The organism is Paenibacillus oenotherae (assembly GCF_019443105.1).
In the GTDB taxonomy this organism is placed as follows: Bacteria; Bacillota; Bacilli; order Paenibacillales; family Paenibacillaceae; genus Paenibacillus_Z; species Paenibacillus_Z oenotherae.
On the sequence record NZ_JAHZIJ010000006.1, the window covers coordinates 1 to 16,568 of the forward strand.

Genomic DNA, 16,568 nt, shown 5'->3' on the forward strand with positions numbered 1-16,568 from the left:
GTTCGTTTCATCCTCCATGAAGTGTTTGATCTCCGCCTTCATAATGGATTCCAGGTTTTCTTTTACAAACTGAGTGACAAGATTTTCAAATAGGTTTGTGAGCTGGTTTTCTGCTATTATAGTCATGGAGTAGAGTCCCTTCTTGGTGCGTGGTAACCCCGAGGATACTCTACTTTTTTGTTCCCTGTTAAGGGGCCAAATATTGGTACACAAACTATTGTACGTCATCGTTCGCTTGTCTCTTTTTTCCGTACCGCGCGCCTCCCGGCGGCGTTTGGATGACGGATCGTCCTCTGGCGGGGATTAGTTATACCAGATAACGCGTTGTTATAACGTCCATATGATGCTGCCAGTGGCCATACAGGCTGCATGCCAGTGCAAGAACGGAGATTCCATTCCCTTCAACGCTGCCCTTCTTGCTCCAATCTCCTTCAGAGAAACGCGCTGCAAGATGAATGGAGGCCGATCTGACGGCTCTTAACTCATCCAGTAAATCTGCCAGCGGGGTTTCGCCATAATGAGATTCACGCACATAATCGTTCTCGTCGAAGCCGGACAACTGCTTGATGTCGCCGCGGGAGAAACGGAGCGCACGGTAGCTGATGATTCGTTCGAAGTCGATCACATGGCCGACTACCTCGCGCAAGCTCCACTTCTCCGGCGCATACCGGAACTGCTCCTGTTCGCCAGTAATCGTCCCTAGCAGCTGGAATGTCTGCTCAAGCTGATCTTGCAGCAGCTGGATAAGGTCACCCTCAGGGACATTCGTAATGTAGGGTGAGACTGCCCTGGGGTAATCTGTCTCGTTCGGACGTTTATTCATACTCTATCTTGCTCCTTTCTTCATATGAACAATAGGGAGTGGGACGGCAGAATGGATTTCTTACAAGTAATGGTAGCATGCCGCAGTCAATCGTACAAGGATACGGATGCTGCAGCCACTTGGGAGAGAGGAGGACTGGAGCAATTCGCCGCTCCAGGAGAGGATTGACACCGAAATGTTGAATCATGTAAATTAGTAAAGTAATCGTTATGAAGCAAGAAGCTGAGATGAGAACAGGTTAGTTGAGATGAGCAGAGCAGAGCTGAGTGTGTCGTTTATTGAATTCAACCACAAACTAATACCCTCACTATGTCCACTCTCCTGTTCTCCTCTAATTATTAGAGGAGGAACAATCATGAGTATTTTATCCGCTATTAGTGCCGCCGCCCAGCAAGAAGTCTATACCACACAAGGGAACATTGCCATTACCCGCCATTCAGAGCCCATTCCTGTCAAGGATGCCAAGGAGATTGTGTTAAGCAAGCTTGATTACAGGAAGGGAGCGCTGTTCTCAAGCGGGTATGAATTTCCGGGACGGTATTCCAGATGGGATATCGGCTTCATCAATCCTGCCCTGCAATTAAAGGCGAACAGAACCAGCTTCTCCATCATTGCCGAGAACGCCAGAGGCACAGTGTTACTGGAGCCTATCCGCCGCATATTGAAGTCTAGTACAGATGTAGAGAATTTCAGTGAATCACCCAATGAGCTCTCCGGTAATATTAAGGCAAGCGTGAGCGTGCTGAATGAGGAAGAAAGAACGACGCAATCGTCGATATTCACAATTATTCGTTCGATTAGAGAGCTTTTCCGCTCACCGAATGATTCCTTTCTCGGCTTGTATGGGGCGTTCGGATATGATTTGGTCTTCCAGTTCGAGCCGATGGAACTGAAGCATCACAGAGCAGAGAATCAATCGGACGTCATTCTCTATCTCCCCGATGAGATTATTGTCGTCGATCATTCCAAGGATGCAGCGTTTCAACTGTCCTATGAATTCAGCTTCGAGGGCAGTAGTACGGAAGGAATGGAAAGGACAGGCACCTCTCAGGAGCCAATGCTGAACGGCAAGATTCCTGAGGATGGGTATACACCGGGGAAATATGCCGAACTCGTCGAGGAGGCGAGAAAGTCGTTCAAGGCCGGAGATATGTTCGAGGCCGTGCCTACGCATACGCTGTACGAGCAATGCTCCAGTATGCCCTCCGCCATCTTCTCAAGACTTGAGAAAATCAACCCAAGCCCTTATGGCTTCATTATCAATCTGGGCGGGGAGTTTCTCGTCGGCTCATCGCCTGAGATGTATGTCAGAGTGGAGGGGAGCCGTGTTGAGACAAGTCCGATCTCCGGTACGATCAAGAGAGGCAGCAATGCGATCGAGGACGCGTTTCAAATCCGTGAACTGCTTAATTCAGCGAAGGATGAGTCCGAGCTGACGATGTGTACAGATGTGGATCGCAATGACAAATCACGGATCTGCGAGCCCGGCACAGTTCAAGTCATCGGCAGAAGACAGATCGAAATGTACTCCCACCTCATTCATACGGTGGACCATGTGGAAGGCCGGCTGCGTCCTGAGTATGATGCGCTGGATGCCTTTATGACCCATATGTGGGCAGTTACGATTACGGGCGCTCCCAAGCGTGCCGCGATTCAATGGATTGAGGAGCATGAGAGCAGCCAGAGGAACTGGTATGGCGGCTCGGTTGGCTATCTTTCCTTCGACGGCAATTTGAATACAGGGCTGACGCTTCGAACGATTCATATAAGGAATGGGGTTGCGGAAATTCGTGTAGGCGCCACCTGCCTGTATGACTCTGTACCTGAGGATGAGGAGCAAGAAACGTTAACGAAGGCAGCCGTGCTGGTCGGAGCCGTGCGGGGCACGGAGAGGGCTGGACTGGGCAGGCCCGCATCTCAACAACGGTCAGGAGCCGGACAAGGCAAGCGGATTCTGCTGGTCGATCATGAGGACTCGTTCGTTCATACACTTGCGAATTATATGAAACAAACCGGTGCAGAAGTGACGACTATGCGCGCACCCCATGCACGTGATGTGCTGCAAGCATCATCCGGCTTCGATATGGTTGTGCTGTCACCGGGGCCGGGGCGGCCATCGCAGTTCGCTTTGAATGAAACCATTGCCCTATGCGTGGAGAAGAACATACCGCTGTTCGGTGTGTGTCTAGGTCTGCAAGGGATTGTCGAATATTTCGGAGGAGCGTTGAATCTGCTTGATTATCCCCAGCACGGGAAGATCTCGCTTGTTCACACAACCGGCAGCAGCAGGATGTGGGATGGAATGCCTTCGGAATTTCATGTCGGCCGCTATCATTCGCTCTATGCGCAGATCGTCCCTGATTGCTTGTCCGTTACCGCAATGTCAGAGGACGGTATCGTAATGGCAGTCGAGCATGTATCGCTGCCGATCGCTGCGGTCCAGTTCCATCCGGAATCGATTGCTACTTTGCGCGGAGAAGCCGGTATTGCCATCATTGAGAATATGATCACGCATTTGATTAAATAATGGCACGATGAGTTGGTTTGAAAAACAGGGGCTGTCCAATAAGCCCAATATCCAATGCGCCAGTCCCGAATGATGCGAAAAGATGCTTCCAAAACTACTTTAAAAGTAGGCTGGAAGCATCTTTTTCGTATTATTAGGTCAGCCAGAGAATTCTGGTTGGCCTATTTTTGTAAGTGTTATACGATGGTGGTAGCCGGGAAAACGAAGCATCTTTAGGGACGCAGGTCCCGTCGATGAAACTGTTCTCCCACTACCGTCCAATGACCATGTTTGAGCTGGTAGAGGCAATGACCTCGCATTACAAGCGAAGCTATGGGAAGGCGAGTGATGGGGGCAGAAGCCTGCGAATGTGCATGAATTTCGGTTACAAGAGGCCATAATGGTGAAATTCCTGCGATCAGGCATGAATTTGAGGGAAAATCGACCGTTAAGGGGAAACGAAGGGGAAATACCTGCACGCTGGCAGGCATTTCCCCTTCGTGGGGCCAGAAATAAGAAATTAAATGCCGTTTCGCAGGTTTCGCCTAGCTCGCTGCTCGCTTGTCCTTATTCCAAAAAGGACTTTCTGGACAGCCCCATTTCTTCTTTAGATCGATCCAGCAGTTTGCAGATGAATCGTTCGGACTTCATTGCGCAGAAGATCGCCCCACCGTCCGTCCTGATGATATTCCTTGATGGCCTCCGTATCCTTGAGCAGATGTCCTGTTAGAATGCCTGCGGCTGTCTGCTCCCGATGGATAACGCCTTGGCTTACGAGCTTGCGCAATCCGGCGAGTGCTGCTGCTGACGCGGGCTCACAGCCGATGCCGGAGCGGTCAATGACCGCTTTGGCCTCCAGAATCTCGGCATCAGACACCGTCACGGATACGCCATTGGTCTGCGACAGCATCCGCCAAGCTTTGGGCCAGCTGGGAGGACTGCCAATATTCAAGGCAGATGCGCGTGTCTGCGGATTGGGCTCTGGCACGAAGGGCATAGAGGCAGCGCCTGCTGCCGGGCACTTGTTGCCTGAAGCCGCTTCGATCATTCGGTGGAATGACTGGGCACCCTCGGCTTGAACGACGGCGACTTGAGGAAGCTTCTCAATAAAGCCCAATGTGTAGAGATCCTGCAATCCTTTGCCCAGTGCAGAGGCGTTGCTAAGTGCGCCGCCCGGCACGATAATCCAGTCCGGCAGCACCCAGCCCAAATCCTGGGCAATCTCGAAAATGATGCTTTTCTGCCCCTCTATCCGCATTGGATTGATGGAGTTGCATACATACAGCCCTAAACGATTCGCATGTTCCTCAAGGAAACGGATCCCATCATCATAGGTCCCGCTGAATGAACAGACGTCAGCGCCATAAGCGAGTGTCTGCAGCACTTTATTCGGTGATATATCGCTATTGGGGACGAGGACGACAGCATCCAATCCTGCTATCGCAGCATACATGGACAGAGAAGAGGACGTATTGCCGGTGGAAGTACAAGCAAGGCGGCTGCAGCCCAAATAACGGGCATGCGAAACCGCAGCTGTCATGCCATTATCCTTGAAGGAGCCGCTTGGATTCTCGCTCTGCGCCTTGAGCCACAATCTTCTGATTCCTGCGTACTGCGTTGTCTGAATCGTCTCATACAAACCTGTGTTGCCTTCGTTCTTGCTTACAATGGCGTGATCTGGAATTTCCGGCGCAATAAGCTCCTTGTATCGCCATACGCCGCTTGCGTAGATGGAATTTCGCTCCGATAAACGGCTCGCGAACAGAGGCTTCAAGTATTCGGCATCCAATCCATCATAATTATGAGTAATTTCCAGCAGTCCGCCGCAATCGCACAAGTACCGCATGGACTCTATCGCGAATAGTGATTGACATTGTATACACACTGCGTTCATAACGTACCTCTTCTCTTGGCTAATTTATTGTGAAAATGCTGCCTTGGATTCAACAAGAATGGGCTGCTTACTTAACGATAAACGCCAGAGAACGATAAGTATAATACAAATAAATTAGATAACGATAATATTTAGTTATGATATAGTAGTAAAGACTAGTCGCTGATTGTTCCCGTTCAAGGAATATATAGCTTTGGCTTGCAGAGGCAGGGAGGTTAGGACAATGAACTTATACGCGCTTATCGTGTTTCACCATGTCGCACGGAACGGCAGTGTAACCAGGGCCGCAGATGAGCTTCGTATCAGCCAGCCGGCTGTTACGATGCATGTTCGCAAGCTAAGCGCAGAGCTGGGATTCCCGCTGCTCGCCCCTAAGGGAAGAGGCATTCTGCTGACCGAGGCGGGAGAGCGGGTAGCGGAGCATGCGGCGAGACTGTTCGCGCTCCAGCAGGATATTATGTCTGATCTGGAGCATTACCGCACAGGCCGCAAAGGAGTGCTGCGGATCGCTGCGACCTCGCTTCCAGCTCATTTTCTGCTTCCCGATTGGCTTGCTGCGTTTCGGCTTGAATACCCTGCAATCGAAGTCAATATGATGACGCATAATGCACATGAGGTGATCCAGAGGCTTCTCTATTACAAGGCAGATCTGGCGTTTATCGGCGGCGGCGGCGAGCTGGTTCCCGGTCTTGCGCGCCAATTGGCATTCCAGGACGAGTTATGGTTTATCGTGGCGGCGAGTCATCCCTATGCAGGACTGACGGTCACTTTGGCTGCTATGATGCAGGAGCGCTTTGTGCTGCGTGAAGCTGGAAGTGCCGTTCATGCGAGGCTGTTGGCCTTATGCAAGGTTAACAGCGTGCAGCCCCCGGCTGCGGCAGTGGTCGTGAATGGGATTCACGAAACCGTCGCTTCGGTAGCGGCCGGCTTGGGTGCGGCTTATGTCTCTTCATTGGAGGCTGAGATGGCGGTAAACCGCGGGGAAGTAGCCAGAGTTATCGTACCGGACACCACGCTGCCGAATCCTGTTGTATTGGTAACACGCGATCATGATCCGCTCCCGCCAGCAGCCAAGGCTTTTGCAGAGAGGGTTCTGATGCGGGGCAAGTCCCATTAGCTGCTATCCATAACCAAAAGAGCAGCAGCCCGATTCGCGCGTATGCGAAGCTTGCTTCTGCTCTCTGGAAGGATAGTGCTGTTCGTTTAATGGTATTAAATATTAGCGAGACTCTTCTTTACGAAGATTGGCATCCAGGAAGAAAGTACCCAGCGGAACGAGTGACGACAAGAAAGCGATCAGAACGCGAAGAAATGACCAGCGGCGGTCAATCCATGCGTGGAGCAGCGCCAGGATGAAAAGCGTAAATAATAGCCCATGCAGCGCGCCGACGATGGCTACGTATATCGGCATATCTGCCCAGTACTTGAGCGGCATGGCCACACATAACAGCAAAATATATGAGATTCCTTCAATGTTGCCGATGAAACGCAACCGTCCTACTGTAGTTTTGAACATAAGAAATAGCAGCCTCCGATACGAGTGATAGTATACTATAATCGTCTATCATTATTATCTGTCTATGGTTGTGTCTTTGCTATGGCGGTTCTGTGACTTATTTGACAATTTGGTGAAATTGAACGTAAAGCCAGTGAATGAGGCGTTAAAAATGGCGGGTGGAAAGGACAAGTGTCGCAATGAGCTTATTTCAGGCTGAAGAGGCTGCAAGCTGGCTCAGGGAGTGGGGGATCTGGGCAATTCTTATCAGTTTGCTGCTTAGTGTGCTGATCAGTGTGGCTGGACTTATCCCCTCGATCTTCCTGACAACAGCGAACATTATGGTATTTGGTGTTGTCCCGGGATTTCTGCTCTCATGGCTGGGTGAAGTTGCAGGCGCGGCTGTATCCTTCTGGTTGTACCGCAAAGGGCTTATGAGCATCCGGCAGAGGAGAGGAGCCACGCGATGGCAATGGACGGATCGAATGAATCGTGCGGGAACCAAGCGTCAATTCAGTATTATCCTTCTTGGCCGGCTGGCCCCGATTATCCCTTCGGGTGTCGTTACATTTGTTAGCGCTGCCTGTGCGGTGCCGTTCGTTACTTACCTGGCAGCGTCAGCGATTGGCAAGCTGCCCTCCATTGCGCTTGAAACATTAATCGGACATGACCTGCTGTATATTCAGGAAAATGGCACAAGACTGCTGATCACATTCATACTGATCGCAGCTATCATCGTATTGCTGAGAGGGAAGAAGCTATAGTGAGGCTCCCTTTACTGTCGGTGGATGGGGTGAGATTCAGAAAATTTAATGCCCTGTTATATTAATAGGATTAATTAATTTAGACTCGCCATAAAGTAAACATAACTATATTTATGTAAACTAATTGAAACACCCTCTAGATACATGCCTGCAAGAGAGGAGATGCCGGGAGAATGAAAACGGGGAAGAGGAGAGCCGTAATTATAGGCGCGGGCATTGGCGGCTTAAGCGCTGCAATCGCCATGCAGCAGTGCGGCTGGCAGGTTGCAGTGACGGAAAAAAGGGAAGGTTTAGCCGAGATGGGAGCAGGAATCGTGCTGGCTGCCAATGCATTAAGGGTCTTGAAGCATCTTGGTGTTGTGGATGAAGTGTACCGTCACGGCGCCAAGGTTGGGAAAGCCGAGATTAGAACCTGGGACGGGAAGCTTATTGTTGAACTCCCCACTGATGTTCAAGAGAAGCGATATGGATATATGAGTTGCCTGATTCATCGTTCCGAGCTTCTGCATATTCTCTACGAAAGGCTAGTGCATGCGACAGATGCGGCTGCAACCGTCCACTTCAATAAGAAGCTGATTGATTATGAGCAGGATGGGACTGCTGTTACCGCCATCTATGAGGATGGATCGAGGGAGCAGGCCAGTATTCTGATTGCTGCTGATGGCGTGCATTCGAGGGCAAGAGAGAGAATGTTCGGTCCTGAGCCATTGCGGTACAGCGGTTTTACTGCCCTTAGAGGCATTGCTGACTATTGCGATGACCGGTACTCTATGGAGCTTGGCGGGGGATTCGAAGCATGGGGACACGGCAAAAGATTTGGGTTCTCGCAATTGGGACAGGGGAAGGTCTTCTGGTTCGCGGCAATCAATTCCATTGAAGGGGAGGCTTTGCGAACGACGAATCGGAAAGAAGCGGCATTGCGACATTTTGACGGCTGGTACAATCCGATCGAAGCGGTTATAGCAGCGACGGAGCCATCGGCTATTCTTGCGCATGACATCTATGACCGCAAGCCTCTTCGATCATGGAGCGATGGCCGAGCGGTGTTGTTGGGCGATGCGGCACATCCGATGCTTCCCAATCTGGGGCAGGGGGGAGCTCAGGCGATTGAGGATGCGGCCATTCTGGCGGACTGTCTTCGAGAGGCTCGAGACGATACAGCTGGCGCCATCCGCCGTTATGAGGAACTGCGAATCCCACGCACTAGCCGAATAGTCCGCCAATCCAGACGGATGGGGAGAATGGTCCAGTTGGAGAATGCCGCTGCCGCCAGTGCCCGCAACCTGCTGCTGCGCTGCATGCCAAGCTCCCTGCTGGCCGCACAATTGGACGGGGTGCTGAAAGTCTAATCCTTAGGGCGATCGATCGCCTCGGCCATCGTTCTATCTGTCAAATGAGCGTAAATCTGGGTCGTCTCGGGAGAGGCGTGGCCGAGTTGCTCCTGTGTCTTGTACAGATCGTTGCGCAAGTAATAGTCAGTCGCAAATGAATGCCGCAGCTTATGTACAGACAGAAAAGGCTTGCCGAACCGTTTGGCGTACTTGATCACCATCTCTTGAATGGCACGCTTGGTCATACGGGAGCCTTCTTTCTTCCCATTGGCAATGGCGAGGAAGAGGGCTTTTTCCTTCTTCGGCGCTTTGTAGTGATTATCGCGCAGCGACAGGTATTGCTGAAGATCATGAGTGGCTTCCTGGCGAAAATATACCGGTGTCTTGAACGTATCGTCATTCTTGCCTTTGCGGTACACATACAGAAGCCTCTTCTTCAGATCGAGATCGTCGATATTCATATTGACCAGCTCTGACACACGCAGCCCGGAGTTCAAGATCAGGCTAATAATACAGGTATCGCGAATCCGGTTCTGCATGTATGCGTATAATGCTTGCTTGTTCTTGGCTACCTCGGTGCCATAATCCTCCTGGATAAAGCGGATAAATTCGTCAATCTCCTGCTCCTGCAGCAGCTTGCCCTCCAGCTTGGCTGCCGTATCCTTGGGCTTGTGCGTTCGTTTGATGGATACCTTCGCCATAACATTGCGCTTCAGCAGCGGATAGAAATCCTCATCCTCGGCAATCTGGCTCAAGTAATGAAACAACGAGCGAAGAGAGGAGAGCTTGCGTGAGATCGTTGTTCGGCTGTTCGTATGAACTTGGCGCGTAGCCAGGAACATTCTGAACGTATCGATGCTATCCATATGGAGCTTCTCAAGCTCCTCCAGCTTGACATCCTTAATAGACGGACCTTGCGACAGCCCCTCAGCCAGCAGCCAGGAGAGAAAGGTTTCATAATCACGGACATATTCGAGCAGGGAGGAGGGTGACAAGTCAGGCAGCTTGAACTGAATGAACTTCTCCACATACCATGGCATTGTCGGTGTTTTGAGATCGAGCTCTTGACGGTCTTTGACCTTGATGATATTCAATGGAGATTCACCCCGCAGATGGAAATTGGTTATAAGTTGGACATCTAGGAAAGAACAAAGGGCCGCAATGCTGGGAAATGTTCTTTCGATCGCTGTTGTTCCCGGATTTCTTGAATATAAGTCTATGGTGGAATTCCGGAAACAAAGGCGAGCGCTGGCGCTTCTTCAGAATCATTTCCCTGCTTCGCTCTGTTGTTCTTTCTCTATGAAGCCTTATAGAGGTAAAAGGTGACATAATCAATATTATGTAAACTCATTGATTGATGATTGATTGGTGATTTTATGGATCATGCAGCACACTTTCTATTGTAGAACAGTACCCTTAGCGAAGTAAATAGCGATATGGAACTAGTGTTCGCAATATATTATTGAAGAGGATTCATAATCGAGCCCATAAAGGCAATCATTCCGGTCGTCTTCTCTTCGATAGCGAAGAAGAACGGCCTGTCGAACGTCATAGCAATCGAGCTGGATATGCCAGACAGTTCTTTAAACTCAGATGATGAGACTGCTGCCGCTGTCGTCCCTGTCTCGGACACTTCGATGAAGGCCTTGTGCATGACATTATCGAGATAAATATTGGGCGGTATTGGAGCTATTCCGGAGAAATCCGCATCCTCCCGGTCGAAGGCAGTCTCCATTCCCATCGCTTGGAGAGTATCCTTCATCTTGAGCTGAAATTCAACCTTGAAACGGGGCAGGCCGAGCTTGACAGTGCTTGTCTGGAACCCTTCTCTCCAGCTCGACAAATCTTTCAACCATTTCTCCTGCACCTCTGATAATTCGATCCCATCATTGGGCAGCACCAAGATCATATTCCAATTCTCATTAACATAAGCCAGCCTGATCGCCTGGAAGGCTTCGGCTTTCAGGTAGGGGAACTCTTTAGTCTGCTCCATCATGGGTACCGTTATACTTGATCCATCCAGCAGGCGGAATGGCTGGTCGGTCGTATCCATCCTCAGAAATTTATGGCGCCAGTCCCCCTTGAAGTAGAGGGCATTGATGAGAAACATAAGGGTATTCTGATCGATCGGATCCTCAATAATATGGCTGATCTTCTCCCCGGTAGCCTCCTTGACCCAATTATTAATGGCATTAACTGAAGAGGGGGTATCAAAATCAAGCTCGGAAACGAGAGCGTTATAATGCTGCTCATTGCTGGCTTTGAAATCTTTATAGACGTTGCTTCCCGCTCTGATCCAGAGGGAGTTCGCAATCGATAGCTCGATATCGGCACTGCTGTCCTCAAGCTTCGACATCAGCTCCTTATTGCCGCTGTTTCTTATCTCAGAGGCAATATCCCCAACCTGCATAATCGTCTGCATTTCGTCCAAGGTGCCGCCTTTGGCGCCATTCATCGTCATCGATAAGGCCATGGCCATACTCAGCGGCGATAGAACAACATTATGGCTCGCATCAGCCGCCGCCTCCAGGTACATGTCCATGCCAAAACTGTTATAGGCTTCGATTGGACTGGCGTGCTGCTGCGCGCGTGCAGGGTCAATTGCTTGCTTCTCTTCACCGCAAGCGGAAGCCGAAAGCAGAAGCAGTATTGAGGCAAGCAGAAGAAAGGTGTTGCGACAGGCATAATAAAACACGAATGTTCCCCCTATTATGTAATTGAATCTCGGCTTGCTGGCCGCCTATCTGGGCAGGGTTACAAGTCTTTATTAACGGACATACTTTTGACGCAGCACTTTATTCTTTTGTTGCAACAGCAAAACAACCGTGAATCAAGGTGACATAACTTTAAATATGTAAACTTATAAATTTTCACTCTGGATATAAATATGTTAGAATCAAGTATTACTGATTTCTACCCTGCCGATAGTTGACTAACGCGCGCTCAATGGAGCCTAGTAGATATCCTTCACAGAACCGGAGAAGAGACAGTATGAAGAAAATTACGATGAAAGATATCGCAAAAGAGATTAATATGTCGGTTGCTACTGTCAGCTATGTGCTGAATAATGTGAAGAACCAGACGATCCCCGAGGAAACGCGGAGGCTTGTGCTGGAGACGGCCAGCAGAATGAATTATGTGCCTAATCTGGCGGCCAGATCGTTAGTCAAGAGCAAGACGGGATTGATCGGGCTGCTTATCTCGGCAGAAAGCGGAGCAGGCGCATGGAGACCGTTCAGCTATGCCTCATTCCTGAGCAAGCTTGAGAAGCTGTGGTCGGAGCAGGGCTATCATATTCTCGTTTCGACGATAGATCAGAATGACCCTCGTCTGCATATTATTTTAGAAAGAAATTTGGATGGGGTATACATCGCAGGTGTGCAGACCAAAGCCTTTTATCAAATATCCCGGCATTTCACTGTTGGTGTTCCAGCTGTGATTGTTGATAGTCTGATCGATGATAATCTCTTCCACAAAATCGTGCCGGATCTCCCCAGAGCTATTAGCAGGGCTGCTGGAATGATGGATGGAGAGATCTCATTTCTCATTACAGACAATTATAACAATGAAGAGATCATGCAAATTATTCGCAGCTCCAGCGGGTTGGATGAGCAGCATATTCATGTGGCGAAGAATGAAGAAGGAGTGGCTCGTTTTTTGAGCCGGCATCCTGAAGGCAGAGGCATAATCATTAATGAATTTATCGCCGCGATGGCGGCCAGTTATATGGATCCTCGGCGGGTTGCAGTGGTGTGTACGGCGGACTGCCCGCATGTTGTTCCGATCGGCGCCCGGAAGATCACGTTCGAGGGAAAGGCGGAGTGTGCCTTTGATATTATGAACAAGCATCTTACGGGCTATCGATTCGATGATTCCGAGAAGACGATCTGGATTGAACCATGCCAGGACAACTAGGACCGATTGCGCATACGAGGACAGGATCTTTTTTTCAACGACAGTGATCCATCTTGCTTTTCTCGTATTTATACCGAATAAATAGCAGTTTATTCATTATTTCATGGTATAATATAACTGATTTGATGATAGGATGGATTCCCGACTTAGGTCTAGATAATATTACCGACGATAGTCTATTTGGAGTTTTAGCCAAAATGTCCTACAATATATAGAGACGGACTTTAGATTGACCAGAAGGAGTAGGCGCAATGTTTCAGAAGATCATAGACTTTCTAGAGAATTTTGGAGTATGGGGACTGTTCATTCATTCTATTGCAGACGCAATTATATTTCCGGTTCCTGCATTTTTTACTCAAGTATCATTGAGCGTTGTGAATCCTTCCTCCGCAATTTGGCTTGCTACCGCTGGTTTTATCGGTTGTCTGCTAGGCACGCCGGTTGGCTACTATATCGGTAAAGTACTAGGCAAATCCATCCTCTACCGCTTTCTCAAGAAAGAATGGATCGATTCCGCTACGAATTTGTTTAAGAAGAACGGCGAGGCAGCTATTCTTATCGGTTCATTCACACCTATTCCGTTCAAAGTGTTTACGATTCTATCAGGCTCGCTTGCTTTCCCGCTTTGGAAGCTGATTGTATATGCCGCTATTGGCAGGGCGATCAAGTTTTATGCCATCGGATTATTATTCTATTACTACGGCCGGGCGGCAAAGGGCATGGTGCATGAGGTCTCCACTTATATTTTCCTGATCGGTGTGCCTGTCTTGATCATTGGGTTACTAATTAAGCGGAAATACGGGAAGAAAAAGCAGGAAGCCGAGTCCGGCCAGAATGTCACGCTGGATAGCACACCATCTGAATAATCGACATGAAATGATAGAGGAAGCCGTCTATGGATAATAGATCCATTCGACAGCTTCTTTTTTTGGCCAAATTTCCGCAAAAGAGGCCATTTCTTTACATGGATATCTTCGCCATGTTATATTTTTGCCATATACGTGCAAACGTTTGTGCGTGTAGAGAGCTGCAAGAGAGGAGGGAGTGCTTCAATTACTGGAAGGAGCAGACAAGAAACTTTATCGATTGGAGAGTCGGTAACAGCTGCTGTAAAAATTGCATAGGAGGCTAGAGAGAGATGGGAGAAACAGAAAAAAATAAAGAACTGGTTATTTGGCATGAATTTGACGGGCCTGGTGACACATCGATCGAAGTACTGGAAGAGATTTGCCGCTTATATGGAGAACGCAACGGCGTTAATGTTATCTCCGAGGTTATGGGCATTCAGGAGCTTGGCGAACGGTTAGTCGCAATCGAGCGGACAGGTGTCGGGCCGCATATGGCATTTGTCCCGGCGGATATGGTCGTATTCAAAGAGAAAGCACGACTATCGGAAGCCCCTGTTGAATTGTTCTCAGCTGAACTGGGCGAGAACGTGCGCTCATCCATGACAATGGAGGGTACATCGTATGGTGTTCCTATTCTGACAGGCAATCATCTCGTTCTTTATTATAATAAGGATATTTTGCCGCAGCCGCCTGTATCGTGGGAGGAAGTTGAGCAATTATCGGATGAGCTGAAACAAAGAGGAATTAAGCCGATTGGCGGAGATATGAGTCAATCCTATTGGTTTATGCCGTTCTTCACAGCATTCGGCGGTTGGCCGATTAAGGATGGCAAGGCGGATCTGACGAATGAGAGCATGAGATCGGCATTGCAATTCGTGAGAAACAAGATTGACCAAGGAATACTGGCTAATCTTGACGGCTCTACTGCACTGCTGGAGCAATTTATTGACGGAGAGATCGGCGCTATTATTTGTGGAGAATGGATTTTCAACTATTTGGACAGAAGGATGGGCCAGAAGCTGGGCGTAGCCAAGCTGCCGGATATCGGAGGGAAACCGTCCCTGCCGCTGAATTCTTCGATTGGGCTTATCTATCCCAATGAATCACTGGATTCCGAGACACGAGAGTTAATATTATCGTTTACACGCTTTATGCTGAGCGAGGAATGCCAGATGAAGTGGGCGGAGCAAGTACAGCGCATACCGACGAATAGTGCCGTACAACGCAATCTGCTGGAGAAGGGCTCGCCAAACAAGCAATCCATTCTTTCGCTGCTGGAATTCAGCCGCACGATGCCGATCCACCCCAATATGATTGCCATCTGGGCGTCGATTGGTGCCGGACTTGACGTGCTTCAGCAGAATTCTTCAGAGGATGCGTTCAATGCGATTGTAAAGAAAGAGGAAGCCAACCATATAGAAGTTAGATAGTTATACAGACAAGGGGGTCAATTACGGGGAAGGATTGAAAACACATGACGATCAAACCGGCGATATTGTTCATTTCTACTGAGGTGTTTCCTTTTGCCAAGACGGGCGGACTGGCGGATGTTTCATCCTTTTTGCCTAAGTCGCTTCGTTCACAGGGCTATGATGTACGGGTTATGATGCCTAAGTTCAAAGGTATCGAAGAGAAGTATGGACATCAGCTCCAGGTGGTCGCGACCTTCGATATTGAGTTTGCAGGCAAGAAGTTTCAGTGCGGTGTTGAATCGATCGCTTACAACGATAATATGATTTATTTCATTAATAATCCTTATTATTTCGATCGTGACCGAATCTATGATTATGATGATGAGATGGAGAGATTCGTCTTCTTCTGCAAGGCTGTAATGGATTGCATTCCATTCCTGGGATTCAAGCCGAATATTCTTCATTGCAATGATTGGCTGACCGGATTTGTTCCTTTTTTCTTGAAGACGCAGTATAGAGAGCTGGATTTCTATAAGGATATGAAATCGATCTTCACCATTCATGCCCTGCTCTATCAGGGGGTTTTCAACAAGAAGAATACGAAGGACTTGCTGAATCTGGAATGGGATTATTTTGTAGAGCATGGTCTCGATTATTATGATCAGGTGAATTGTATGAAAGTAGGCATCATGCTCGCAGATGTGGTCAGCACGGTTAGTCCGAGCTACGCAGCCGAAATCAGCAAAATTTCGCCGATGAACATAGAGCCGCTCACAGAAACGCTGTTCAAACGAAGAAGGAATCTGCATGGCATTCTGAACGGGATCGACATGGATGAGAACAATCCGGCTGCAGATCCGAGACTGTTCGCAAACTATGATGCAGATAACTTGCAAGGTAAAGCGGAGAATAAGAGAAGGCTGCAGGAGACCTTCAACCTGCCGGTCAGAGCGGATGTGCCGATCGTTGCAATCATCTCCAGGCTGGAGATTACGAAGGGCCTGTATCTGATCGAGAAGTCATTCCATGAGATGCTAAAGGAAGACATGCAATTCGTTGTCATCGGGGACGGCATTCCTTATTATGATTATTTGTTCACGAATATCATGAAAGCTTTTCCGGACAAAATGTACTATTCCGCCTACAATGATGACATTGCTTACAAAACCTATGCAGGCGCCGACATCTTCTTGATGCCATCCTACACGGAAGCATGCGGAATCAGCCAACTGATCGGCATGCGCTATGGCACGGTGCCAATCATTCGGGAGACTGGCGGCTTGCGCGATACGGTGCAGCATTATGATGAGCGGACCGGGGAGGGAACCGGGTTTACTTTCAAATATGCTAGCCAATGGGTGATGCTGGATGCCATACGCAAGTCGATGGAGGTCTATCATAAGAAAGAGCAGTGGCATAAGCTTGTGACACGAGTTATGAAGCTGCCGGTAGGCTGGGAGAATTCGACCAAAGAATATATGAAGCTGTATGAGAATACAGCGAATATGTACATGCAGCAAAATTTATTGTTAACATAATATTAGTTATGTTTCCTAGTGGTATGGAGCACTAATCCTGTC

13 protein-coding genes and 1 pseudogene are annotated in these 16,568 nt (G+C 48.9%); 8 read left to right on the top strand and 6 right to left on the bottom strand.

The genetic code is table 11. The features are described from left to right. Positions 1-126, bottom strand: a pseudogene (locus K0T92_RS25635) (IS256 family transposase); the annotation flags it as partial. A 181-nt stretch (positions 127-307) separates the two neighbouring features. Next, positions 308-823, bottom strand: a complete 516-nt coding sequence (locus K0T92_RS10545; protein WP_219872437.1) for a DinB family protein — start codon at positions 821-823, stop codon at positions 308-310. 355 nt (positions 824-1,178) lie between these two features. Between K0T92_RS10545 and K0T92_RS10550 the strand changes: the two genes are divergently transcribed. Then, complete coding sequence (locus K0T92_RS10550) at positions 1,179-3,350, top strand: anthranilate synthase component I (protein WP_219872438.1); 2,172 nt, start codon at positions 1,179-1,181, stop codon at positions 3,348-3,350. A gap of 586 nt (positions 3,351-3,936) precedes the next feature. Here the strand turns inward: K0T92_RS10550 and thrC are convergent. Next, positions 3,937-5,223 (bottom strand): threonine synthase, encoded by a 1,287-nt coding sequence (gene thrC, locus K0T92_RS10555; protein WP_219872439.1) that lies wholly within the window; start codon positions 5,221-5,223, stop codon positions 3,937-3,939. A 223-nt stretch (positions 5,224-5,446) separates the two neighbouring features. On the opposite strand from thrC, the gene K0T92_RS10560 reads away from it, so the two are divergent. Further along, positions 5,447-6,340 (top strand): LysR family transcriptional regulator, encoded by an 894-nt coding sequence (locus K0T92_RS10560; RefSeq protein ID WP_219872440.1) that lies wholly within the window; start codon positions 5,447-5,449, stop codon positions 6,338-6,340. A gap of 102 nt (positions 6,341-6,442) precedes the next feature. Here the strand turns inward: K0T92_RS10560 and K0T92_RS10565 are convergent, their stop codons facing one another. Beyond that, on the bottom strand, positions 6,443-6,739 hold the full coding sequence (locus tag K0T92_RS10565) for a DUF3817 domain-containing protein (RefSeq protein ID WP_219872441.1): 297 nt from the start codon (positions 6,737-6,739) through the stop codon (positions 6,443-6,445). 179 nt (positions 6,740-6,918) lie between these two features. On the opposite strand from K0T92_RS10565, the gene K0T92_RS10570 reads away from it, so the two are divergent. Both K0T92_RS10570 and K0T92_RS10575 read left to right on the top strand, forming a co-directional pair. Further along, positions 6,919-7,482, top strand: coding sequence for a TVP38/TMEM64 family protein (locus K0T92_RS10570; RefSeq protein WP_219872442.1), 564 nt, complete (start codon positions 6,919-6,921; stop codon positions 7,480-7,482). 173 nt (positions 7,483-7,655) lie between these two features. After that, positions 7,656-8,831, top strand: coding sequence for an FAD-dependent monooxygenase (locus K0T92_RS10575; protein ID WP_219872443.1), 1,176 nt, complete (start codon positions 7,656-7,658; stop codon positions 8,829-8,831). Here K0T92_RS10575 and xerS read toward each other — a convergent pair. After that, positions 8,828-9,907, bottom strand: coding sequence for a tyrosine recombinase XerS (xerS, locus tag K0T92_RS10580; protein ID WP_219872444.1), 1,080 nt, complete (start codon positions 9,905-9,907; stop codon positions 8,828-8,830). The two genes, K0T92_RS10575 and xerS, sit on opposite strands and share 4 nt — an antisense overlap. A gap of 365 nt (positions 9,908-10,272) precedes the next feature. Beyond that, a complete protein-coding gene (locus tag K0T92_RS10585) occupies positions 10,273-11,508 on the bottom strand; it encodes a serpin family protein (protein ID WP_219872445.1) in 1,236 nt (411 codons plus the stop codon). A gap of 296 nt (positions 11,509-11,804) precedes the next feature. Here K0T92_RS10585 and K0T92_RS10590 point away from each other — a divergent pair, with 296 nt between their 5' ends. The 4 genes from K0T92_RS10590 (at position 11,805) to K0T92_RS10605 (ending at position 16,526) form a co-directional block, all read left to right on the top strand. Next, positions 11,805-12,728: a LacI family DNA-binding transcriptional regulator gene (locus tag K0T92_RS10590; protein ID WP_219872446.1), complete on the top strand. Its 924-nt coding sequence runs from the start codon at positions 11,805-11,807 to the stop codon at positions 12,726-12,728. A 251-nt stretch (positions 12,729-12,979) separates the two neighbouring features. Next, on the top strand, positions 12,980-13,594 hold the full coding sequence (locus K0T92_RS10595; RefSeq protein ID WP_219872447.1) for a YqaA family protein: 615 nt from the start codon (positions 12,980-12,982) through the stop codon (positions 13,592-13,594). A 272-nt stretch (positions 13,595-13,866) separates the two neighbouring features. Further along, a complete protein-coding gene (locus K0T92_RS10600; RefSeq protein ID WP_219872448.1) occupies positions 13,867-15,006 on the top strand; it encodes a sugar ABC transporter substrate-binding protein in 1,140 nt (379 codons plus the stop codon). A gap of 44 nt (positions 15,007-15,050) precedes the next feature. Beyond that, positions 15,051-16,526, top strand: a complete 1,476-nt coding sequence (locus K0T92_RS10605) for a glycogen synthase (protein WP_219872449.1) — start codon at positions 15,051-15,053, stop codon at positions 16,524-16,526. Positions 16,527-16,568 lie beyond the last annotated feature (42 nt).